This window comes from Paremcibacter congregatus (assembly GCF_006385135.1).
In the GTDB taxonomy this organism is placed as follows: Bacteria; Pseudomonadota; Alphaproteobacteria; order Sphingomonadales; family Emcibacteraceae; genus Paremcibacter; species Paremcibacter congregatus.
Genome location: NZ_CP041025.1, coordinates 2,254,374 through 2,278,583, shown reverse-complemented (window position 1 = coordinate 2,278,583; position 24,210 = coordinate 2,254,374). Strand labels below are relative to the sequence as shown.

At 47.0% G+C, this 24,210-nt stretch carries 19 protein-coding genes and 2 pseudogenes; 17 read left to right on the top strand and 4 right to left on the bottom strand.

The features are described 5' to 3' along the window. Positions 1-81: 81 nt before the first annotated feature. The gene (locus FIV45_RS10340) at positions 82-615 is read right to left on the bottom strand and encodes an aminotransferase class I/II-fold pyridoxal phosphate-dependent enzyme (RefSeq protein WP_181040057.1); all 534 of its coding nucleotides are present in this window, start codon (positions 613-615) and stop codon (positions 82-84) included. A gap of 65 nt (positions 616-680) precedes the next feature. Further along, positions 681-1,388: a hypothetical protein gene (locus FIV45_RS10335; protein WP_099472368.1), complete on the bottom strand. Its 708-nt coding sequence runs from the start codon at positions 1,386-1,388 to the stop codon at positions 681-683. Positions 1,389-1,990: 602 nt separating this feature from the next. On the opposite strand from FIV45_RS10335, the gene FIV45_RS10330 reads away from it, so the two are divergent. From FIV45_RS10330 to FIV45_RS18715, 5 genes and pseudogenes are all read left to right on the top strand, one after another. Then, the gene (locus FIV45_RS10330; protein ID WP_099472369.1) at positions 1,991-2,347 is read left to right on the top strand and encodes a DUF4372 domain-containing protein; all 357 of its coding nucleotides are present in this window, start codon (positions 1,991-1,993) and stop codon (positions 2,345-2,347) included. A gap of 43 nt (positions 2,348-2,390) precedes the next feature. Continuing rightward, positions 2,391-2,645 (top strand): hypothetical protein, encoded by a 255-nt coding sequence (locus tag FIV45_RS18615; RefSeq protein ID WP_204602158.1) that lies wholly within the window; start codon positions 2,391-2,393, stop codon positions 2,643-2,645. 454 nt (positions 2,646-3,099) lie between these two features. Continuing rightward, positions 3,100-3,930, top strand: coding sequence for a Mu transposase domain-containing protein (locus FIV45_RS18610; RefSeq protein ID WP_204844752.1), 831 nt, complete (start codon positions 3,100-3,102; stop codon positions 3,928-3,930). Then, positions 3,927-4,677: pseudogene (istB, locus tag FIV45_RS18965) on the top strand (IS21-like element helper ATPase IstB). The gene FIV45_RS18610 and the pseudogene istB overlap by 4 nt, the downstream one beginning before the upstream one ends. Positions 4,678-4,763: 86 nt before the next feature. Beyond that, positions 4,764-5,199: pseudogene (locus FIV45_RS18715) on the top strand (transposase); the annotation flags it as partial. A 116-nt stretch (positions 5,200-5,315) separates the two neighbouring features. Here the strand turns inward: FIV45_RS18715 and FIV45_RS10310 are convergent. Beyond that, on the bottom strand, positions 5,316-5,528 hold the full coding sequence (locus FIV45_RS10310) for a helix-turn-helix transcriptional regulator (protein WP_165776984.1): 213 nt from the start codon (positions 5,526-5,528) through the stop codon (positions 5,316-5,318). Beyond that, positions 5,515-6,717: a type II toxin-antitoxin system HipA family toxin gene (locus tag FIV45_RS10305; protein WP_099472338.1), complete on the bottom strand. Its 1,203-nt coding sequence runs from the start codon at positions 6,715-6,717 to the stop codon at positions 5,515-5,517. The genes FIV45_RS10310 and FIV45_RS10305 overlap by 14 nt, the downstream gene beginning before the upstream one ends. Positions 6,718-7,362: 645 nt before the next feature. On the opposite strand from FIV45_RS10305, the gene FIV45_RS10300 reads away from it, so the two are divergent. The 12 genes from FIV45_RS10300 to FIV45_RS10245 all read left to right on the top strand — a co-directional run bounded on the left by FIV45_RS10300 (position 7,363) and on the right by FIV45_RS10245 (position 24,087). Continuing rightward, a complete protein-coding gene (locus FIV45_RS10300) occupies positions 7,363-8,478 on the top strand; it encodes a TrbI/VirB10 family protein (RefSeq protein ID WP_099472337.1) in 1,116 nt (371 codons plus the stop codon). Between the two features lie 14 nt (positions 8,479-8,492). Then, positions 8,493-8,711: a DUF2274 domain-containing protein gene (locus FIV45_RS10295; RefSeq protein ID WP_099472336.1), complete on the top strand. Its 219-nt coding sequence runs from the start codon at positions 8,493-8,495 to the stop codon at positions 8,709-8,711. A 189-nt stretch (positions 8,712-8,900) separates the two neighbouring features. Next, a complete protein-coding gene (locus FIV45_RS10290; protein WP_099472335.1) occupies positions 8,901-9,500 on the top strand; it encodes an RNA polymerase sigma factor in 600 nt (199 codons plus the stop codon). After that, positions 9,497-10,549, top strand: coding sequence for a FecR family protein (locus FIV45_RS10285; RefSeq protein ID WP_099472334.1), 1,053 nt, complete (start codon positions 9,497-9,499; stop codon positions 10,547-10,549). The genes FIV45_RS10290 and FIV45_RS10285 overlap by 4 nt, the downstream gene beginning before the upstream one ends. 248 nt (positions 10,550-10,797) lie before the next feature. Beyond that, positions 10,798-13,428 carry a TonB-dependent receptor gene (locus FIV45_RS10280; RefSeq protein ID WP_099472333.1) on the top strand — a complete coding sequence of 877 codons (2,631 nt, stop codon included), beginning with the start codon at positions 10,798-10,800 and terminating at the stop codon, positions 13,426-13,428. A gap of 223 nt (positions 13,429-13,651) precedes the next feature. Then, the gene (locus FIV45_RS10275) at positions 13,652-16,246 is read left to right on the top strand and encodes a N,N-dimethylformamidase beta subunit family domain-containing protein (protein ID WP_099470710.1); all 2,595 of its coding nucleotides are present in this window, start codon (positions 13,652-13,654) and stop codon (positions 16,244-16,246) included. A gap of 57 nt (positions 16,247-16,303) precedes the next feature. Beyond that, positions 16,304-16,996, top strand: a complete 693-nt coding sequence (locus tag FIV45_RS10270) for a peptidylprolyl isomerase (protein WP_165776838.1) — start codon at positions 16,304-16,306, stop codon at positions 16,994-16,996. A 90-nt stretch (positions 16,997-17,086) separates the two neighbouring features. After that, positions 17,087-18,331, top strand: coding sequence for a serine hydrolase domain-containing protein (locus FIV45_RS10265; RefSeq protein ID WP_165776837.1), 1,245 nt, complete (start codon positions 17,087-17,089; stop codon positions 18,329-18,331). A gap of 28 nt (positions 18,332-18,359) precedes the next feature. Further along, positions 18,360-19,700 carry an APC family permease gene (locus FIV45_RS10260; RefSeq protein ID WP_099470707.1) on the top strand — a complete coding sequence of 447 codons (1,341 nt, stop codon included), beginning with the start codon at positions 18,360-18,362 and terminating at the stop codon, positions 19,698-19,700. Positions 19,701-19,796: 96 nt separating this feature from the next. Beyond that, positions 19,797-21,413 (top strand): class I adenylate-forming enzyme family protein, encoded by a 1,617-nt coding sequence (locus tag FIV45_RS10255; RefSeq protein ID WP_204844750.1) that lies wholly within the window; start codon positions 19,797-19,799, stop codon positions 21,411-21,413. Then, entirely contained in the window at positions 21,410-22,291 is an 882-nt protein-coding gene (locus FIV45_RS10250) for an amidohydrolase family protein (RefSeq protein ID WP_099471956.1), read from the top strand. Before FIV45_RS10255 ends, FIV45_RS10250 begins: the two co-directional genes overlap by 4 nt. A gap of 164 nt (positions 22,292-22,455) precedes the next feature. Then, entirely contained in the window at positions 22,456-24,087 is a 1,632-nt protein-coding gene (locus FIV45_RS10245; RefSeq protein WP_099471955.1) for an amidohydrolase family protein, read from the top strand. Positions 24,088-24,210: the final 123 nt, after the last annotated feature.

Below are 24,210 nucleotides of genomic sequence, written 5' to 3'. Positions count from 1 at the left end.
CTTTTGTTCAGAAGGCGTAGGTCGCCCGTTAAGCAAAACTCAATTAGTGAATTTTGCAATGGAATTTCATCTTGTTATTTATTAAATAATGCCGAAGCTTCCCCCAGGGCCATCTTTCAGCATTGCCGCTATTTTTATCAAACCAGTTTCCAGTCTTTGTCTGTCAGGTGCGGCGCCCAGACACAAACGAATACCCGGTTTTAAAGCTTCAGGTGTTACGCGGAAACTCCCATCTCCCAAAACTGCGACCCTATTTTCAAAGGCTTCATTAATGAATATTTCAGCAGTCCATTCTGATGGAAGATCAATCCAGACATAAGAACTTGCGGCTTTTTCTTTGATAAATGGGGCGCCAATTATTTTATAAGCCAAGCGATGCCGAATTTCGGCTTCTGTTTTCTTAGTGCTTAATGTTGTCATCGCCGTGCCATCATTAATCCAGCGTGTGGCAATTTCTGCCATCAACGGAGGCAATGTCCAGTGAGTGGCAAGAATTCTTCGTTTTAATGTTTTGAATAAGGCCGCTGGGGGAACAACATAAGCAACTCTTAGCCCCCCGCAAACTGCTTTTGATAAACCTGCAATGAAAAATGTGAGTTCAGGAAGTAAATTCACATAAGGCGCGGGACGTTCATCAGAAAAGAACCTATTTTCTACAAAAAGAATTCAAATTTGCGATGTCAGCACTCAAACTTCAGATCATAAGTCTGCATTAATTTCTTAAATTCTTCGGGTTTATTTTGCAGACAATAGCTTTTGGCGAGGTTCATAATGATCTTCATATTGCTCTCTATATCCGTGCCAACAAGTTTTTTATTGAGCTCAAGTAATTCCAGAAGGGTCGTTTCTTGCTTAGCAGGTTGACTTGTTGCGCCGTATAGCCCGTGAAGTTGTCCCAAGTAATGAAGCCGTTTGAAGGCATCATCACGATTGTCCCTAAGTATGGATATATTCTCCAGCACCAAAGGTATTGCCCCCTTAAAATCTTTCTGGGCAAGTAATGTTTTATAATAGAGAAGCCGACTGGTTACCATCGTGGTATGGGAGGGCCTAAAATGTTCTTTTGATAAGTGGTAGGCTTTTTTAACCCGTCCCGATATTTCGTCAAGGCGTCCCGCCTTGTCATAATATCTGTTCAATGCCTTAAGACGAGTGACCGTATAAGGGGCTTCTGGTCCATAAAAGGCTTTGCTGCCTTCCAGCATTTTCTCGCCATACTTAATAGCGCGCGTCCATTCTTGGCGGGCGGCGGCTTTATCTGCTCTTACAGCAAGCTTTCCAATCTTTTCTTCTGTCCAACTGGTTTGATCCGAAAATGCCGGCGCAACAACCATTATGTTACACAAAAATACGATACAAAAAGGAAGATATAATGATCTTCTTTCCATGGGTTTCGTCCCTAAAACGTAATATTCTTCTTTATATTTTCACTTATTTTACTGTTTTTAAGGGATCAAGGGAACCCTCTTGCTCATCCCTAATGCTCAGAAAGTTTCCATTGAATGATAGGTTGAGCGACAACATAAAATTGCCACTTTTAATATATAATTTCCATAATGCAGATGATTCCTGAAAATAGATATTTTCGGTTTCAATGCGCAGGGCTCTACATAATAATTCAGGGATAGATAATTAAACAGGCAGGGGGCTGTGATGACGTGCGGATTATGAATGGTGGGTATTATGATGCGGGACAACAAACCAAGTCAAAAAGACAAACTCGCTCTGGTCGGGGATGATCTTCATACGCCTAAGGATTTTGCCTGGGCTTTTCTCAGACGGAAAGCAGGCAGAGAAAAATTCCAAAACGTTAGAGGTTAAAAATAGAAATTTGATCTTTTACCAACCTGAACCTCATGATCATAAAGCTAGGGTCTGGGGGCTGGAGTCATTGCTGTCCCACTTAGCGCGTAAATAAAGCGGCTTAAATCTCTATAATATGTTATACTGGAATTGCAAAAAACCTAGTAATAACAAAGAGATCTAAGCCATGACCCATCATAACACGATCTTCTCCCAAATCCTAAAACTCATTCCTCGACATGAATTTAATCAGCTGGCAAAAAAGCATGATGGAGCGCGTCGCAGAGATGCCATGAACCGCTGGACGCAGTTCGTCGCTATGTCCACAGCCCAGCTTTCAGGGCGCTCCAGCCTTCGGGATATTGAAAGCACCATCGCCTCTCAAAAACATTTATCCTATCATCTGGGCAGTGGGTCGGTCCGGCGCACCACACTCAGCCGTGTGAACCAAACGCTCCCCTCCGGCTTTTATGAAGACCTGTTTGGCAGATTATATGCCCGCTGTGTTAATTGGCATTTAAAATTGACCCACCTTATCTGTTAACATCCTCGCGGATTAAGCGAGGAGGATAAGAAGGGTGATTTTAATGGAAAGTGCAGCCAAGATACGACGTCTCGTGCTGCGAGACGGCGACAGCGTCAGATCAGTTAGTCGCAACACAGGTCTGTCGCGCAATACAATCAAGAAGTACCTCAAAGATAGTTCCCCGCCGCATTATCATCGCGGACAGGAGCCGATCCGCCATAAGCTTGCCGCTTTTGAGGAGCGCCTGACGCTCTATTTTGAACAGGATTTAAAGCGCCCCAAGCGAGAGCGGCGCACAGCGCAGAAACTTTTTTGAGCAGCTTTTAGGGGAAGGCTATAGCGGTTCTTATTCCCCTGTTTGTCGGTTTATCAAACGGTTAAAAGAGGATGGCTCCGCGCTATCCCAAGCCTTTATTCCCTTGCGTTTCAAGGCGGGGGACGCGCTACAGTTTGACTGGAGTGAAGAACATGTTGTGCTCGGTGGTGTGGAGCAAAAGGTCAAGGTAGCGCACTTCAGACTGTCTCACAGTCGCAAAGCGTTCATTGTAGCCTACCCATGTGAATCCCAGGAGATGGTTTTATCTGCCTTTGTGCGAGCTTTGAGCTTTTATGACGGTGTGCCTCGCCGAGTTATCATTGATAGTGAGGTGGATCAGAAAACGATCCAGTGAATCGTTTTCCCAACGAACAAGACGATGGTGACCTATGTATCGCGTTCAAAAGACAGAATATTCCACCCCCGATTTCTAGCGCTTATGAACCACTATGTTATGGAACCGGTTGCCTGCACCCCCGCGGCGGGATGGGAGAAAGGTCAGGTTGAGCGGCAGGTCCAAGATATACGCCGCCAATTGTTTACCCCCAAACTCAGCTTTAATGATCTTGCTAGTTTGAATGACTGGCTTTACCTGCGCTGTAATGAACTGGGATCACGCCGCCATCCCGAACGGCGGGACCAAACGATTGACGAGATGTTTGAACTGGAACGATCTGAGCTGGCCCCTTTAGGTCAGACTTTTGATGGTTATGTAGAGAAAGCGGTACGGGTATGTTCCACCTGCCTTGTGCAATATGACAGTAATCGTTACAGCGTTCCTGCGCGCTATGCTGGTTGCGCTATATCGCTACGGGCTTATGCGGACCGGATTGTTATTATCTCTGATCATGAAGTAATCGCTGAACACAAACGTCGTTTTACCAAAAACATCAGCTACTTCGAACCATGGCATTATGTCCCCCTTCTGACACGTAAGCCCGGTGCTCTGCGTGATGGTGCGCCTTTTGTTGAGTGGCAACTTCCTGCTGCCATGAACAAGATCAAAGATCTCTATATGGACAGTAAGGGCGGCGATCGGGATTTTGTTGAATTGCTGATGCAGGCTCAGCAACATGGAATGGAGACTGTGGCAATGGCTTGTGATTTGGCGGTTGAGCAAAAGACAATGCGTCTGCCTGCCATCATCAACCTGATCAACCAGCTTGTGGAACCAGTGATCGAACCACTGCCTGATACCCATTGCTATCCACAGCTGAGGGTAATCCCGCAAGCCGATTGCAAACGCTATGAGCTACTTTATGCAACGCAGGAGGCCAGACCATGAATGCTCTGATTGAACAGCTCGCCGCCCTGCGCCTGCATGGTATGGCCGGATGTGCACAGGACTTGATGACCGCAAGAACGCCACCTAATTTGACGACGGCACTCAAACAGCTGATTGAGGCGGAAGTTACGGAAAGACGGGTGCGGTCCATTGAATACCAGATGCGGATTGCCCGCTTTCCCCATCATAAGGACTTTGCCACATTCGATTATGAACTCTCCGCTGTAAAGCAGGCTGAGATACAACAGCTGTGTACTGGACAGTTTACAAAGGATGCGCATAACTTGATCCTGGTGGGCGGCACCGGAACCGGTAAAACCCATATTGCCATTGCCTTTTAAATTTTGGGGAGGAACCTCACTCATCACACAGGGCAAGAAAGTTAGGTTCCACAATGCCGTTGACCTTATCAATGCCCTGATCAAGGAACAGGCTGAAGGCAATACCGGTAAACTCATCCGCCAGCTTAGTCAGACAGATTGTGTCATCATCGATGAACTAGGCTATATCCCATTCCCCAAGTCTGGCGGAGCTCTGCTCTTCCATCTGATCAGTAAACTTTATGAGAAGACCAGTGTCATCATGACCACCAATCTGGAGTTCGGTGAATGGGTATCGGTCTTTGGTGACGCCAAAATGACGACGGCACTCCTCGACAGGGTCACCCATCATTGCTCAATCATTGAAACTGGAAACAATTCTTTCCGTTTTGCACAAAGTAAAAACAGGAAAATAAAACAAGCCTGAATACACGCAAGGCCAACCGGATATCTCGCTATATATGGGCAGATATCATGTTGGCCTTACTACTAAATAGGGGGGTCAATTTTAAACGCTTATTGACAAGCATGGATGTGAGTTTTTGTCTGGAGGCCCTCGAAGAGGCTTTCAACCGCTATGGCCAACCAGAACCGAAGGTCAGCGCGGAGCAGCAAAATATTCAATACAGATCAGGGGTCGCAATTTACCTCCTTTGATTTCACTTCTGCGCTGAAGGATAGGGGTATTAAAATCTCTATGGATGGTAAGGGCAGATGGATGGACAATGTGTTCATCGAACGTCTGTGGCGCAGCCTGAAGTATGAATGTGTCTATCTTAATGCCTTTGAAAATGGCCTGCAGGCCCGGCAGAATATTGGCTCTTGGCTGACCCATTATAATCGAACTCGACCCCATTCCACTTTTAATGGACAAACTCCCGACGAGATCTATACTCAGAAAATCGAAAATCAGGGGCATGCCCCTGACATTAAGAAAGTCGCGGCATAGCATTAAACAACATAACAAAGCTTAGCATCGCCGCAAACCTGTCCAACCAAGTGGGACCACCTCTACAAGTAGTATATGTGTTTAAAGCAGGGTATTATAAGATAATATTTGACGGTTTATTTAATAAGCCCAAGTGTGTTCATAATCCGCCAGGCTGTGCTGATATTCAGTTTACCCGTGCCTTTTTCCAGTTGGATAATGGCCACATGAGAACATTCGCAGAGATCGGCAAGTTTTTTTTGGGATAGTTTTTCATTTTTCCGTATGAGACGAACTTGTCTACCAAGTTCTTCAAGGGACGGTAAAGACAGGTTCTTATCGTGATCCATAAATCTGCTCCCATTTTTCATTGATGGCGGCGCGGTAGTGATAGGTGCGATCCTCACTCAAAGGCAAAGGTTGATTTAACCGTGTGAATAATGCGCCCTGACAGCTCTCTATTTCAGAGAAGGCTCTGCTGATTGCTTTCTCTCCGAGTGTGAGTGTCGTTGTACCGATTTCTTCCAGTAACTTCCGGTCATATTCCTGCCAGTTATATTTCCGGTCGTTAAATTTCAAACCAAATATTGTGCTATAGCCTTGTGCTCCGTAGATGTAGGTATTCAAGACATCATAAATTGGTGATAACCGAAGTTCGCCTGATGTTTCTAAAAGGCTCCAGTTTTTCAAATGGCAGTCGGTATTACCTAAAATTACAAAAGCAATCAGTCTTTTAAAAATTCTATAAGTATCAATTTTAGGGGCGGCTGAATATTGGAGGGCCTCTTTCAAGCTGCTATATTCTACATTATATTTATTGCCTCTATCCCGTCCCGGTGGATGGGCGAGAATTTGAGCAAAATCTTCACAACGTAATTTTTCTGTACCCTGAGAGTTCTCTATTCGGTCAAACCGCTCAACAAGCAAGCCAAGTTGTGGGATATCTTTTATAAAGGATTTTTCAAATTTGGTAACCGCATCATCTGGGAGCAGTTTTTGAACAAGCTCTAAACTAATAGCTTCATTGCCCACAAGATCGTTCAAGTCCTCTCTGGGAAATTTTGCAATATAAGGGGCAGGCCCCGTGTCATCGGCCGGCACATACTGGCCGTCTATTTTCTGACAGAGGATTTTGGCCTGTACCCCTGAAATCGTCCGGTGGTTTGAGGCAATGGCGCGGGTCTCGGCATCTTTTCCTTGAATGAAAGCCGCACGGCTTCCTTGACCTTCCGGGTCTTCAATGCCGATGGCGCCGATGCAATCCCGGCCAAACTCCAACAGAAGACCAAAATCATCACCTTCGCCCGCATCAGCAATGGAGGATTGCCTGGCCCGCAGCCAACCTTCAGGAGCAAGGTGGGCAAATGCAGGATGTATTGCTGTAGGATAGATATGTTCGCCTTCTGAGCGTGGCAAAGCACAGGCAATCTCTGGAGAGCTGATATCATATTTAAATGAGGTTCCGCCTTCAGCCCGTTCGGTGAGGGTCCCCACCTTTGACCCTTTAAAGGTCACGATGCCATATCTTAAATTTGCCATTTATTACCTGCTGGGTATCGTTCTCAGTATCTATTGATATTTAAGTATCAAATATAATACTAATTACTAGAAGAAAGTCAATATAATATCTAAAAAGATACCAGTAAACACTAAGATACCATTTTAGATACTATTTACAAGAAAGAAAAGCTTCTAGTCGTTTTTTCAGTACCAAATGAAAGGAAATTTAAAAATATCATATATGATAGTAAATATAGCATTAATCATAATAAACGATCATAAATGATATGACTGCAAGTGGTCAGTGGTGAATTTTGTAGTAGCTTGGTGGTTAAAATTGGAGTGAATTAGTGGTCAAATTTGTAGTTGTGTTGTGGCTAAAATTGTAGCCCTGTTTATTCTTATCTGTAGAATGATTCGGGTTTTTTCTGTATCCTGAACCATACCTTTCCACAATTCCTGATCTTTTCTCAAGTTAAATCCCAAAAAAATGCAGTGGCATTTAATTGTCTTTGGTTGACCTTCTTTGTTGTTCATTTTATGTGAGTGTATATTGTTGAATAACTGTTTTATTCCAATTGGTTGACGTAAAAATTACACTTGACGAACGTCCTCTTTTTCCTGCTTTCTTATGCCCAAGCAGACGCCATTATTTACCCTTGAGGCGTCTTTAGGAAAGTTAAGATGACTCCAACAAAATTTCTGATCGGCCAAATGTTTGTCGTTTTCTTCATTGTTGTTCTCGCCAGCTGGACGGGCACACAATATGCGGCGCATGAACTTGGATTTCAGAACGCTCTCGGACCTGTGTGGTTTAATGTTGGCGGCACACAGGTCTATGTCCCCTGGCGGCTTTATCAATGGTGGATTGCATATGAGGGCTACGCCCCTGATGTGTTTTTCCAGGCGGGTTTGATTGCCGCCGCTGGGGGACTGCTTTCAATTGTTGTCGCAATTATAGGATCCTTATGGCGGGCTAGGCAGGCGAAGACGGTCACCACCTACGGTTCTTCCCGCTGGGCGACGGTGAAGGATATCAGCCAAGCAGGCTTGTTTTGTGACAAGGGTTTGGTGCTCGGTCAAAAGAAAGGTCGTTATATCCGGCACGACGGCCCGGAACATGTGATGTGTTTTGCCCCGACCCGGTCCGGCAAAGGGGTGGGACTTGTGATCCCGACCTTGCTCAGTTGGACAGGGTCTGCGCTGATCCATGATATCAAGGGCGAGAACTGGCAACTGACCGCAGGCTGGCGCGGCACCTTCTCCCATGTGATCCTGTTTAACCCTACGGATTCAAACTCTTCAAAGTTCAATCCCCTGATGGGAGTCCGCAAAGGTCGCCATGAGGTGAGGGACGTGCAGCATATCTTAATCCCTCAAGACTCGCGTCTCATCGGCAAATATGACAGTGAGATCATGGAAGGCCAGGGCCGGATACTGGTGATCTGGCAGAGGATTATTATGCCTAATGGTGCTTCCATTCTGATTGATAATCTGCCCGCTGCCGATACAGAGGGCTATGCGGGGCTGTCCGATAAAACCGATTATCATACGTCTCGTTTGTTTAAGGTGGCGGCTCTTTCAACACTCTTGAATGTGGGCACGGAGCTGGCCTTTAATAATACAGGCAGTGATCTTGCACGGGCGTTTGAGCGCGGCACGCAGGATACCATCGGGCGCACGGGGCAAAAGATTGTCGATCGGAACCTCAATATTAAACCCACCAACATCATTCGGCCCGGCTGGTCTGTTCGGGTTTTGGTGAGCAAGGATATTATACTCCGGCCTTACGGGGCTTAGGAAGGGATCATACAATGCATAAACTGAAACTCGGGCCTTTGCCTAATCGTACACCTGTGAAACTAACGGTGAGTTTACCGGCGGAGATATTTGAGCTTCTTACGGATTACGCGAGGGTGTTTGAACAAACATATGGCGCTAAAGAAAGCTGTGAGAATTTAATCCCCTACATTGTTGAGGCGTATATCAAAGGTGACAGCAGCTTTAATAAAGGCGCGGCGGGAACTTCATGAGAAAGAAATGTGAAAAACAATAATAATCAGGAGTTTTCATAAGAAAATATTCCGTTTTTCAAGGAAATAATATATGTCATTATATATAGCTTCTCTAGAAGCAATATTTGAATCTGGTGCATGATTATTGCTTCAAAGACCATTTTATTCTATGGTGATGCGTTATAAAATTCAGGATAGAAGTTTCAAATGTCAGAAATTAAGGCAAAAACCGGGATCAGGGATATATCTGTATCGGAACCAAACAAGCAAGGTGCCGATACAATACTGGATAGCCTTTACCGCAGTCACTTTCCAAGTCTATGTGCTAATATTCGTAAATCTTTTGGCTCAGGCCCACCTGAACCTGAAGACGTTGTTCAGGCTGCATTTACCAAATATGCCAATATCGCGAAACCATCAAAAATTAAAGACCCTAGGGCTTTCTTATATATCACGGCACGTAATATTGTTTTGGACTTTAAACGCCGTACAAAGCTGTCAGATTCATATATTCAGGAACAAATTGCCACCGATCACGAACTGGATTTGGAAAAAATAACGCCTGAACGCGTCGTAATAGCAAGGGAACGTTTTGAAATTCTGGTGAAGGTGATGAAATCTTTGCCCAGAAAACAGCAAATTATTCTGACCATGAGTAGGTTGGAAGGCAAAACATACCGTGAAATTTGTCAGGAAACGGGTTGGTCTCCGGCCGATATTAGCAGGCAGATGTCTGAGGGGATGATCACCCTTGTGAAGGGTTTGAAGAATACTAAAGCAGAAAATCAAATTGAGACAAAAAAATGACCGCATTGGAAACAAATGAAGATATGTTGATGAGCCGTGCTGGTGAGTGGCATGTGATCATGCATGCCGGTGAGGTCGATAATGAAACACGGCTTGAATTTGAAGCGTGGCTGCATGGTGATCGAGAGAACAAGCGCGCTTACAGAGAGTTTGAACAGGTTTATTGTGACCTTGATTTTGTTTCTGTTGCGGCGGGAGTTAATATTGATAAAGAACTTGGTCGTTCTGGGACAAATTGGTGGAGCCATATAAATTGGCGAACATGGTTTTTTGATTGGATGAGGTCCCCGAGTTTTGCCAAAGGCATTGTGACCATTGCCGCAGTTGCAGTTTTATTCGTTGTGGTGTTGCCAACATTTAATACGCCCTCAAGTTCTTTGGATTATATTACGGGGATTGCAGAGATCAGGGAGATTACTTTAGAAGACGGGTCTATTGTTACTTTGGGAGCCAAATCGAAACTGGTGGCAACCTTTTCGAAAGCCTCTCGTCAGATAACATTACGCTCGGGAGAGGCCTTTTTTGAAATAGCGAAAAACGCTGACCGGCCTTTTTATGTTTCTGTTAATGATACACTTGTTCGCGTTGTTGGTACAAGATTTAATGTCAGAAGCAGCGCAGATATTGTCCATGTGGCGGTAACTGAAGGAGTTGTTGAGGTTATGAAGCCCTTTGAATTATCAGAAAAAGTGGTAGAAGAACAACTGCGTAATCTGGCAAAAAAACGCCTTATCGCTGGTGAAATGATTACCGCAGAAAGACGCGTGAGTTTGCCGGAAGTCGTACAGATTAAGAATTCGCAGCCGGGCTCTTGGCGTCTTGGCAACCTTGCCTATGACGACGCCAGTTTGAATGAAATTATAGCAGACGTGAACCGATATTCTACGCGCCCTATTCGGTTGGCAACTTCAGATATTGGAAGATTACGTACGACGATAGCTTTTAAAGCGACTGAGATTGAACAGTTCCTGGATGTGATCTCGGAAGTACATTCGATTGACGTGGATAGATCCTCCGGATCCCAGATTTTACTGCGCCAGGAACAGTGATTATCTTTAGCTGAATATTTTATTTTTTAAATTTGTCATAAAAAAATAGTTTTTTTTAAATTCATTTAATGGGGCGGAAGTCTTTGTTTCATATTCTTAAAAATACAGCAGAAATATATTAGAAACATAGAAAATATGCCTTTATAAATTTTTCCTGAAACAAATCCTGAAAGTCTTCGTCGTAGCTATACGGTTGATATTAGCCGTTCAAGGTGAATGACACTTAAAAAGCTCGGGAGGAGTATCTAATGAAGAAAAATATATTTTGCAAAAATATTTTAACAAGTACGGTATCAGTAGTTGCGCTGTTGATGACAGCTGGCACGGCACAGGCAGAAGAAAATTTTAATATTTCCGCACAACCTTTAGCCAAAGCTCTTTTGGAATTTAATCAACAATCTGGCCTGACAGTTGCGGCGCCTAGTGATTTGATCGTGGGTAAAAAAGGGGTCGCCGTCAGGGGTGAGATGGGGCCTGAAGAAGCATTAATTCAGATATTAAGCGGCTCAGGTCTCAAATTATCACAAGCATCGACCGGCGCTTACCTGGTGACAGAATCATCAGGTTTTCAGAAGATTTCATATAATACAACCGCTGACTATCAAGAGGATATGGCTGTTTATGAAGATGATGAAAGGGCTGACGAGGTTGAAGGTTTTGCGCTTGAAGAGGTCGTCGTAACGGCGACCCGGCGGGAAACGGGACTGAATGATACGGTTGGCAGTATCTCTGCTATTGGCAGCAAAGAAATAACCCGTAGAAATTTTTCTGAAATGAATGATTATCTGCGTACGGTACCTGGTGTTAATTTTATTGAAGTGGGTTTAGGCAACAACGCAGTCATTGTCCGTGGTCTTGGGGTTGACCCGCAAAACGAGGGTATCACCTCAAGTGCGACGACGGGAATCTATTTTGGTGAGGTATCACTGTCTGGTTTGACGGCACAAGGTTCAGGTTCTGACCTTAAGATGATTGACCTTGAGCGGGTGGAAGTACTGCGTGGTCCTCAAGGCACATTATTCGGCTCTGGCACTCTTGCAGGGGCTGTGCGTAATATTCCAAAAGCGCCAAACCTGGATGAATTTGAAGGCAGTGTTAAAGCTGGATACTCTAATACAGCCAAATCAGGTGGCGATAATACCAAATTTGAAGCAGTCATTAATGTACCTTTGGTGGAAGATAAGCTGGCGGCTCGGGTTGTTGCCTACAGACACGATACCAGTGGCTATATCAATAATATTGCTGGCACGCAGTTGGCAAACGATGGCACGATTGTTCCTGGCTTTCCCGCAGCAACAGCTGTTGCCCTTTGGGGAGGCGCGGAACTTTACCAAGATGAAAGCAATTTAGGTGCTACCGACTATACAGGAGGACGTGTTTCGGTCTTGTGGAAGCCTGTAGATGATCTCAGCATAACATTTCAGCATGCCTATCAGAAAGCAGAGCAAAAAGGGCAACCCTATGTGGAGCTGGGGCTGGGGGCCGCCCCTTATACACAAGTCACGCTTCAGTTGGGCGATGGGCCGGAAACTGCCGGTCGACAAATTGGCCATGGGGACGAGATTCATATTACCAATGTGGTAGCTGAATATGACTTTGGCTGGGCCAGTGTATTGTCGTCTTCATCCTGGGTTGATGACAAGGGTGAGCGTGTTCAGGATGCAACCTCTTTTGGCGGTTTTCCGGGTATTCAATATGTAAACAGTTCTGCGGAGTTTTTTTCCCAGGAGCTGCGGTTTGTCTCTCAACTGGATGGACCTTTGCAGTTTGTCGCGGGGGTCTATTATGAAGAAGTAGAGGTTGACCTCTTAGTGGACACGTGGTCGACAACTGACGAGTTGGCGGCCTTCTTTGGCACTGCAACCCGCTTACTTATCGCAAACTCTGCGCAAAAGTCCGCAGATCAACTGTCTTTTTACGGCGAGCTTTCCTATGACATCACTGAGCAGTTGAAAGTGTCGGTCGGCGCGCGTCGTTTTGACTATGAAAAAAATTCTCATACTATTCAAGCGGGTATCCTTGGTAACTCTGATAATTTGGGCGTTTTTGATGAAACAGGAACTAATTTCAAGGCCAGCCTGTCTTACACGCCAAATGATGATACGTTGCTGTATGCAGAGTGGGCGGAAGGGTTTCGTTTGGGCGACGCTAGCTTCCCGGTGTTAGCTGAAACATGTGATGTTAATAATGACGGTATTCTGGATGGCACTTCGGTTCCTTTGAAGGGTGGGTTTGACTCTGACACATCGGAAAACTTTGAACTTGGGGCAAAAATGACATTGCTTGATAACAGGCTGCAAACCAATATTGCTGTGTATCAAGTGAACTGGGTTGGCATTCCTGTAAGTGTGTTCGGGGGGCTGGATCAGGATCCAAGAGTATGCCTTCAAGCCATAACGGCTAACGTGGGTAAGGCGCGTTCACGCGGCTTTGAATTCGAAACGATGTACCAGCTTACAGAAAGCCTTCGCGTAAACCTGGGCGGTGCTTATACCAATGCCAAATTGACAGAAGATGCGCCTGGCTTGGGGGCTTTTGCTGGTGACCGCTTGCCCGGTGCCGCTGATTTTACCGTAAATATCGGATTGCAGTACGAATATGATCTAGGAGATAATCCATCCTATGTGCGCGGTGATTATTCTTATGTCAATGAATTTTACAACAAGCTTGGGGAAGTCGGCACCAGAACGGGGGGGTATAGCCAGCTCAATATAAGTGCAGGTGTTTCCCTCTACACGGGTCAGTTGGATATTGGTCTCTTTGTGCATAACCTTACCAATGAGAATGCGCTAACACACGCAGATACGGTGGCACTTGATGACAGGGCCTATCGTTTGCGGCCCCGCACGATTGGGATCAATGTGGGCTATAACTTCTAAAGCTGAACTTCAAAAAGATGTTCCAATAGTATCAGGGCGGGCTTTTATGCTCGCCCTGATACTTTACAAGTCAATAACAGGTTTAGTTCCAGCTATCAGGTCGGAAACCTCAATGCGGCAGCGGCTCATAGTAGCAGGGTTGTTGAGCGGTTGTTTGTGGGCGACCTCTTTAATGAACGTGCAAATTATTATAAATTTTACATAGGAGCGGAGTGGAAAAGCCATGACAGATGATCTTAATAGAAGTAAGCCCAAGGATAGTGCGCCTGAATCGAAGAGCCCCGGTCGCCGTGATTTTATGAAGGCGTCAGGGGCGGCCGGTATAATGGCTGCCGTGGGCTCACGTATATTTGCTGGAGAAGCGAAGGCTGAAACGGCAGTTGTATCATCAGCCGCTGGGAACTACTGGGAGCAAGAAGACTGGCGTGCGCTTCCAAAGCGTACGATCCTTGGTTATTGCTGGCCCTGGCATGCTCGGCCTGGTGATACGCTGGATTTTAAGGTCAGCACCTATGCTGGTGGTCCCTATGAGGCTGATCTGGTGCGTGTGATACACGGGAATATCTGGCCAGCGCAGAAGATGCAGAAGGAGCTTGAGCTTGAAGCGCCTTTTGCGCGCCAATATCCGGGACGGCATCAGATTTCAGCCCCCGGCTCTTGTGTGGAAGTTCCTGAATCCAGGGGCCTGAATAATATCAAAAGCTTTACGGTGCAAAGCTATGTCTTTCCCTCCCTCATACTGAAGAAGGGTGAGAAGCTTCACCATTATCCGGATACTTATATTGGCCATGAGGGTTTAGGTATTGAAGAGACTGAAGAGGTTATTGACGAGCAAACACTCGTTGCGCGCTGGGACGAGGAAGCTGGTACTGGCTGGTCCTTGTATCTGGACCGGCAGGGCAGACCGTCTTTTAAGATAGCCGGCAGTAATGGTAAAACCCATAAGATTATACTCGGACGGCCATTATTGAAAAAACGTTGGTTTCTGGTCGCGGCCAGCTATGATGCTGATAGCGGTAGTCTTAAAATCTCAAGCGAACATATAGATGGCTATTTTGCCAATGAATATGCGGTGCGTCCCCAAAGTGCTACCTTGGCCTTGCCAGCAGGAGCCAAGCCGAGGCAAAAAGGCGTGCTGCGATTTGGGGCGACGACAGGCCGCAAGCGCGGTAAATATTACCGTGCGCCGGCACAGGTATTAAATGGCAAGCTGGATTCTGTCCGGCTGACCCATGGGGCGTTGTCGCCTAAAGAAGTTCAGGAGGTTTCTGGGCTGGTCGTGCCAAAGAAGAGAGCCTTAAAAGTTATAGGCTTTTGGGACTTTGGCAAAGACATTGGCACCACCAAGGTGCATGACCTATCAAAGAATAATCTGCACGGTGAGACCATAAATCTGCCTGACAGAGGCGTTACGGGGGTACGGTTTGATGGCAGTATTACGGAGTGGACGGTGAAGCCGGATCATTACGGTGCCTGTGCGTTTCATGATGATGATCTTTATGACGCCCAGTGGGAGACGGACTTTTCTTATAAAGTCCCCAAGGGGCTACCAAGTGGTATATATGCTGTACGCCTGAAGCATGGGGACTTTATCGAACATATTCCGTTTTTCGTGGCCCCGCCAAAGGGCCGGACAACGTCTAAGGCGGCCTATCTGGTGCCGACGGTCAGCTATTCGGCCTATTCCAATATGGATGAGCATTTCTCTCTGAATATACCCATTGCCCGTAAACAGTTTGATGGCTCTACAAAGATAGAGAAGGATCATTTTGTTCATCCATCCGTCGCAGGCCTATCTCCTCATGAGGCGGCTTTTTATGCCAAACATCGCCGCGAATTGGGGGGCGGGGTTTATCGGAACCATACGGGAGGAGGATATCATTGGCATGCAACTCAGAAAGTGCCAAACCTTAATTTAAAACTGGCCGCTGGCTACACCAAGCTGTGCATGGATACCTTTCTGACCGACTGGTTCTATGCCAAGGGTATTGAGGTGGACATCATTACCGACGATATGATGCAGGCCGAGGGGGTTGACCTTCTTAAAAACTATAACGTCATCCTGAACGGCCATCACCCGGAATATTATTCCAGTGAGATGCTCGATGCGGTTGAGGGTTATCTGGATCAGGGCGGTCGTTGGATGTATCTTGGCGGTAACGGCTATTGCTGGACAACCCCTTTCCATCCTACTCTGGACGGTGTTGTGGAGGTCCGCAAGAATGTTGGCGGGGGCCTTCTTTTTGGCGGTGATTATTGGGGCGTCCAGCAAGCGGTTAATGAATATGATGGCCGGGATGCCGGCTTGTGGCGTAGTGCGCATCGGCCGGAGCAGCGTACTGTTGGGGTCGGATGGGTTGCCTCTCCCTATTCGACGCAATCTGTGCCTTACAAGCGCACGGAGGCGGCTGGGGACACAAGGGCTGCTTTCATCTTTGCCGGTGTGAAGGGGGAGTTGCTGGGAAGCTTTGGCTTAAGCGGCAATGGCGCGGCAGGGTTTGAGGTTGATGGGGCCAGCTTCGATAAGGGGACGCCTTCCCATGCGCTGATCGTTGCGCGTAGCACAGACTTTGGCAAGCCCTGGCACTTTATGCTGGGGGGGCTCGAGCGAGAGGAATTTGCCCCTCGCTTTGCTATGCCGCGGGCAGATATGACCTTCTTTGAAACCTCCAAAGGGGGTGCGGTATTTAGCGTTGGTTCCATGTCTTATATCGGCTCTTTAAGCCACGCTGGCTATGACAATAACATCTCCCAGATCACTTTGAATGTACTCAGCCGCTTTATGGATAAAAAGCCCTTCCGGATGCCGGAAGGGTAATGGATGAATATTCGAAGAAAAATAATTATGAAGCACCCTAGAAGGGATAAGAATGTCATGAATAGCTATATGGGCAAGGAGAGTTATGTTGGAGGTGTATATATGAAGTGGATAGTATGCATATTGTTGTATGCAATGAGCTTTTCGTGGAGTATTGCGGAGAATCCAGCGGAATTTTCAGATTCTGAGACGGCTAACAAGGTGACTATTGTCATTAATACGGAACTTGGAGAAATTTATGTGGAGGTTGATACGGGATATGCGCCAATCCCAGCAAATAATTTTCTGAGATATGTTGATGCGGGTCGTTATGATGACAGTGTCTTTTACCGCTCTATACCGCATTTAAATCTTATTCAGGGCGGGCTAGCCGGACAGGCAATCAAAGAAGGGCATTATGATAATTACCTTCCTCTCCGTTTTCCGCCCGTTCGCCTTGACTTGCCAACAGGTGAAGATCGTAAGTTGAGGCGGGGTTCTCTTGCTTTTGCTCATGAGTTAGGTGACCCTCAACAAGTTGGGGCAGAGTTTTTACTCATGACTGACGAAATCCCATCCCTGAACTATAGATATAACGAACATGGTAAAGTGTCTGGGGTAAAGCATTTTGGCAGGATTGTTAAAGGCATGGAAATAGTTGATCAGATTTATAAGATGGAAATCAAGGGGGAAGCAAACTTAGCTTGGGCGAAGGGCACAGTACTTACAAACTATGTGAAAATTTTTTCCATGAAAAGGTTGGTGCCATGACTATTCCTACTTCTATACAAATACAAGAAAGACCACTCATTCTTGACAGAGTGAAATATGAGTGATGGGAAGTTTATCAGAAAAATCATTATGAAGAACTTATTATATAGGATGGCGGCCTCTTGGGGGTTAGCTGTCCTGGCGGGTAGTGCGGTTATAGTGTTGCTTGCGGCTTGCGGCGGGACAGGCGCAGCTCCGTCACATGATAACACCAAATTGCAGCAGACATTGCAAATAATGCTTCAGGATTTTGTTAAATCTGATGATGTGATGACAGGCGCATCAATATACGTTATCGCGCCGCATCTGGATCTTGAATGGGGTACGGCCATTGGTGTAACGGAGCGGGGTGGTAGTGTCCCATTGACACCGGAGCATCCCACTTACATCTCCAGTGTTACAAAATCATTTGTCGCGGCGGCTATTTTGCGCCTTCATGAAGAAGACCGGATTGATATAGAGGCGCCGATAACACGTTACTTACGTGAGGACCATCTGCAAATATTAAAAGATGGCGGTTATGACGTGGATCAGATTACCGTGCGACATTTGTTGATGCATACCTCAGGTTTGGCGGATTTCTTTTATACAAAGACCTTCGACCAAATGGCTCCAAAACTCATGTCCGGTGAACTTGTCCATTTGTTCACGCTTGAAGAACAGCTGAGAATGGCCATGGAAGATAAATCTTACGGCAAGCCGGGGGAGGTCTATCACTATAGTGATACGGGCTATATTCTTCTAGGCGCCATGCTTGAGAAGATCACAGGCAAATCAATGGCAGCGGCCACCCGGGAACTTGTCGATTATGACAATCTTGGTCTTAAGAATACCTGGTGGGCGGTTTTGGAGCCTCGCCCAGTTGGAGTATTGCCCCGCGCCCATCAGTATTACGGCGATTATGACAGTTATAATAATGACCCGCCCTTTGATCTTTATGGCGGCGGAGGCATGATCTCGACACCTGAGGATATGGCCAGATTTTTCCAAGCACTGTTTAAGGGCGGCGTTTATGCCAAAGAGGACACACTTGACCTGATGCTGACCACATTGAAAGACAAGGGGCCCAAGCCGGAAGACTTTAATGGGCGAACAACGCCGGACTACTATGGTCTAGGGATTTTTCGAGGGCAAGCCGGCGATATTATGACGTATGGTCATGGCGGCTGGTGGGGGGCTTATGGGTTCTATGTGCCGAGCCTTGACATCGCGATCGGCGTCACGACAACCCGGCAGGAATATTCCAAAACCATAGAGGGTTTTTCCAGCACCCTATTAGAGAAAATACAAGCGGCTTGCAGACCTTTATCAGCTAAAAGCCCATCCGACCCGTAACATACCCCAACATCATTAAGGTAAATTTATGACCACCGAACATATCACACCAGGCACAGATGGGAAACTATCCAGAACCCTTGGGTTGACCACGAGCTTACTGGTCTTTGTCGGGTATATTGTCGGGGCCTCGATTTTTATCTTGCCGGGTACGCTTGGCGGGTCAACGGGCCCTGGGCTTTTCCTGTCCTATATTCTGGCGGCGATCCCGGCCATATTCAGTTGCGGTGTTGCCGCCTTCGTTGGCAGTGCCTATCCGGTACCCGGGGCTGGGTTTGTTTTTGCCAGCCGGATGTTTCCCCCCATTGGTATGGCCACGGCAATCTGGACATTGGTTTTTGGCGTTACCATGGGTATTCCGCTACTGGCCTTTGGTTTTGCTGACTATATCAACTATTTCATCCCGGGACTGAACCGTCAGCTTGTTGCTGGTGCTACAGTAATAATATTCACGCTGGTGAACTGTGGCCGGGTGACGTTAACAGCCATGGTACAGGGCGTGTGCGTATTGATATTTTGTGTGGGTTTAATGATATTCAGCATTGGCGGGATTGTCTCTGGCGATGGTAAAGCATTGGAGCCTCTGTTTCCCAATGGACTGGAGCCGGTGTTCTTTGCCGCGCTGACCGCCTATTTCTCCTATCTTGGAACTATGGTGGTGATGGAGATGGCGGGGGAGATAAAAAACCCCTCCCGAAATATTCCCCTTACTTTGATCATAGGGTTCAGTATCCTGCTGCTTGTCTATACCTCGGTCCCTATCGCTTTGATGATGAACCTGCCCTGGGATATGCTTGGAGCTCGTGGTAATGGATCAATCGCCGTTATTACGGCTTCTGAGACTTTTTTACCGCCGGGCTGGACGAATTTTATTGCCATGGGCGCATTATTGGCGGCGGGAACCTCCGTGAACGGAACTTTATTGTCTCAAAGCCGGGACGTTCTTGCCGCTTCAAGAGAGGGGCTGGTGCCGAGGTCTTTGGGCCATGTCAATGAGACATCCCATGTGCCGATCCGGGCGGTTGTCTTTCTGTCGGGACTTTCCCTGCTGGCTATCCTTTATGGGGCCAACATCAGGGCTTACGCGGACGTGGTGGTCTTTGGCGTTATGTATCTACAGGCGGGGCTTGGTTATGCCGCATACCGCTATCCTGACCGTTACCCAGAAGAATATGCCGCCAGTCCGCTGCGATACCCCCGTTTGGTTCATTCATTCTTTTCGCTGGGCCTGATGGTGTTTTCTATCGGGATCATGGGCATGTTCGCTTACCGGAATATAAATATGCTGCTGATCTTCCTGGTCCTGCTGGGGGTCGTTGCCATGATTTTTAGATTAAACGAACGTAGAGAAGCCAAACAAAATGAGTAATGCGAAAAAGTCACCTTCGGATGGTGTCTCCACCCCACGGCGTTTCCGGTTTCAAGGCGGGGCTCGGGTATTATGTTGATGGATCAAAATTCGCCTATGCCCTTGACTAATATTCAAACGCTAATCTCCGATTATGTTCATCATTATGTGAAACTATCTCCTGAGCGAGAGGCGGTTGTCTATGGCGATCAGCGAATAAGTTACGGTGAGCTGCAGGATCAAGTGTATCACTGCGCCAAGGCTTTATTGGCCATGGGGGTCAAGAAGGGCGATGTGGTGGCAACGCTTTGTACGCCCCGGCCGGAATATTGGGTTATATTTCTAGCCACCACAAGTATTGGCGCCATATGGATGGGGCTCAACCCTAAATACAGCCTTGAGGAATGCCGATATATAATCGGGGATGCCAAACCCAAACTCCTGTTCGCCATGGCGGAATTTGAAGGGCGGGACTATAGCCCTATGGTGAGTAGCCTATTATCAGAGTTTGACTTTCTTGAGCAGGCGATTGCCCTAACAGAACCCATGCCAGGAGCGATGTCCTATGGGGTTTTCCTTGAGGGGGCAGCACAGATAGAACGGGATAGCTACCGGCAAACAATAACAGCTGTAGATACGATGGACCCGGCTCTGCTGGTCTATACCTCGGGCTCCAGCGGCAGACCTAAGGGAGCGCTATTGTCCCACTATGGATTATGCTTTGGCGCCACAGCACAGAACCAGCACTTTAAGGTCACGCAGCCCAGTATCATCTGCAGCTTCCCGATCAATCATGTGGCCTGCGTTGCAGATACCTGCTGCGTTATTCTGGTGGCTGGCGGAACTATATATTTCCAGGAGCGGTTTGATCCAACACTGGTGCTTAAAACGGTCGCCGCCGAGCGCATATCCCTATTGGGCGGTGTGCCAACCATGATATTGATGTTATTGGACCACCCTGACTTTAAGCAAACTGACTTTTCCAGCGTGGCCCTCTTCATCTGGGGCGGGGCAGCTATGCCGGAGCCAACCATTAAACGCCTGCAGAAACTGTTCCCGCGCCTGATGAATGTCTACGGTATGACAGAAACGGCGGCCAATACGACGTATAGCCGGGATGATGCCAGCCTAGAGCAGTTACGGGATACCATCGGTCATCCCAGTCCCTATATGCCCTGCCGGATTGTTAATACAGAAGGCAAGATCTGTGAGATAGGGGAGCAGGGCGAGCTTCAGTTCAAGGGGGACTATCTCCTGCTGGAATATCTTAACCGCCCTGAGGCGACGCGCGATGTCTATACCCATGATGGCTGGCTCCATACGGGGGATGTGGGTTACCTGCGGGACGATGGGGCCATCACACTTATCGGGCGTATGTCGGATATGTTCAAGTCGGGCGGCTATAATGTCTATCCCCGGGAGATAGAGCTGCTACTCGAAAGTCATCCATCTGTGGATATGGCGGCGGTCGTCGGCGTGCCGGACCCGCTCTATCAGGAAGTGGGCGCCGCCTATATCCAGTTGAAACCCGGGTGCGAAGCGACGGGAGAGATGTTGCAGGCCTTCTGCAAGGAAAGCCTCGCCAACTATAAAATACCCAAGCATTTTATTCTCACCGCCGAACTGCCCATGCTGCCCGTGGGGAAAGTCGATAAAGTTGCGCTTAAAAAACGCTCTTTGAACCAGGCAGATAATCCCACGACCTCACAATCACAACATCAGGTAATGATATGACAGACAATAGCCACAAGATAATCGACTTCCGCGTCCGCCTGCCGGAGGCCTTGCGTCCGGATATAGACGTCCCCAAAGAGAATAGTCTGCAATATGACGCTGTCCTGGGGACAAGTGATAAGTTTGGGGCCTCACAGACGACAGAGGCATTGCTGGCGCAGATGGAAGCTGCGGGGATTGATCATGCGGTTGTTCATGCTGAATATGAAGTAGGAGATCCGGCGGATGCTTTAAACCAGGCCGTGGCAGATCTGGTCAACGAATATCCGGCCCGCTTAAGCGGTATTGGGACCATCAGCATGAAGGACTTCAGTATAAAAAACGCTCTGAGGCAGGTTACGGAATGTGCCGAGAGGGGCATGATCGGCCTGTCTATTCAACCAGCTTTTTTTGGGATGACCATAAATGACAAGCTGCTCTATCCGATCTATGCCAAGGCCATAGAGCATAATCTGTTGGTCGCGCTGCATACGGGGGTAAATTACACCATGAACAAACCGATGGCCGGGGAGAACCCCATGCTTATTGATGAGGTATGTTGCCATTTTCCGGACCTGACCGTCGTGGCTTCTCATGCGGGCTGGCCGTGGATTGCCGAAATGGTCGCCGTCGCCCGCAAGCATCCTCAGGTCTATATGGAGTTCGGTGGCTTATCCCCCAAATATGTTGGTGCCCCGGGCAGCGGCTGGGAGGTGATGCACCGCTTTATGAATAGTGTGTTGTCACAGCAAATACTCTTCGGCACCGACTGGCCGGTGATGGATCACGCGCGGGTGATCTCAGAGTGGAAAGACCTCGGCCTTAAGCCTCATGTGGAACAAGCTTTGTTGGGCGGTAATGCAAAGAGGCTGATAAAGAAAACATCTCTGAATAAATGAGAAGTTATGATTAAAAATATTTTTATTATCAAGCGCCATAAAATCAACCCTCGAAGTCAGATTGAGAAAAACATTCATAGTAACCGTGGGATTGTATAGGCAATTGTAATGGCCTTGTGACGAAAAGAAAATTTATAAAGTTTATTTAGAAGGAGAATAATTTTATGTATAAAATTTACCGAAACTGTGGCGTTATGATGTTTCTCCTCGCGGGATTTCTGTATCCTTCATTGGTTTATGGAGCAGAACCCGGGGAACTTGTTGCAAGCTGGATTGAAGAGATTGGCGTGCCCAAACCAAAAGATTTGCCGCCGCGTGGTGATGAGGGAGAGGGGCCGTTCGAACATCTAATCATAAAGGATGTGTTTATCATTGATGGTACTGGTGCACCAGCATACGGCCCCGCGACAGTGACGATTGAAAAAGACCGTATTGTGGGAATTTCCAGAGGGGAGCATGCTAGTTATTATAAAAACAATATTAAGGGCGGGGTCGATACCAAGGTTATTGATGGCAAAGGAATGTATCTGTTGCCGGGTTTTATTGATTCCCACTTTCATTATGGTTCCGGTATTTCCGCCTATTTCGGTAAACTTAATGATCCAGAATATGTGGCAAAATTAACTTTGGGTCACGGTATTACCACGGTGCGCGAGGTGGCTGCTATCTGGGGGCTTAACTGGATGGTGAGGCATAAAAAGCGCAGTGATGCCGGTGAAATTACTGCCCCGCGTTTGGTTGTCTATCCTCAATTTCCAGGTCTGATGGAACTCAAAACACCTATGCAGGCCCGAAAGTGGGTGCGTACAGTGCATAAACGTGGGGCAGAGGGTATAAAATTTGCCCGTAATGAGTTTGATACACCAATGGATATGTATAAGGCCGCCATAGAAGAAGCAAAGGCCCTTGATATGGAAATCTCTGATCATCATAGCATTGATAAGACAACCACATTGGATGTTGCGCGTCTTGGGGTGAATAGTTCGGAGCATTTTTCCGGTCTACCTCAAGCAATGCGGACAGGTGGAACGATCAAGAAATATCCGGTTGATTATGTGAATGGCCAGTATGAAAAACGTTTGAAGGGCGATGAGGCTTATTTTTGGGGAGATACTGCTCAGCCGGGGTCACAAAAATGGCATCAGACGATCGCGGAACTTATCGAACTTGACCATACGTTGGTGCCAACTCTTGCAATTCTTGGTGACCGGCGAGATATGATGGCTCTGCGTCAAGCTGAGTGGCATGATCAATTCACAATGCCTTATTTGATGAAAGCCTTTGAACCCAATCCCAAAATTCATGGTTCAGGGACGTTAGATTGGACAACGGATGACGAGCTTATTCAAAGAAGAAATACTGATATGCTAATGCAGTTTGTGGATGACTTTAAAAACGCCGGAGGTCGTGTTGCTGCTGGCTCTGATGCGGGTTACATTTATATGCTTTATGGGTTCGGTTTTGTCCGGGAGCTTGAATATCTCCGAGAGGCTGGGTTTCACCCTCTTGAAGTTATCCAATCCGCGACTTTGAAAGGGGCAGAACTTATGAACATGGAAAAAGATCTGGGCAGTATTGAGGTTGGAAAAAAAGCGGATATGGTACTGATTTCTGAAAACCCTCTGACCAATTTGAAAGTGCTCTATGGGACAGGCCACAGGCGCTTCAATTTCGATTCAAGTAAAATGGAGCGTGTCGGGGGCGTCAAATACACGATCAAGGATGGCATTGTTTGGGACGCAAAACAGTTGCTAGTTGATGTGCGCAAACTTGTTGCAGGGGAAAAGAGTAAATAAGTTGAGCATTGTTCCAGATGCTGGCCATGCGACTCTTATTGATGATGGCGTATTTTATATGAAGGCCGTGCGAAAATTTATGGATGAGTCTCTTAAAGTTGGAGAAGCAGTTGAATGACGCCT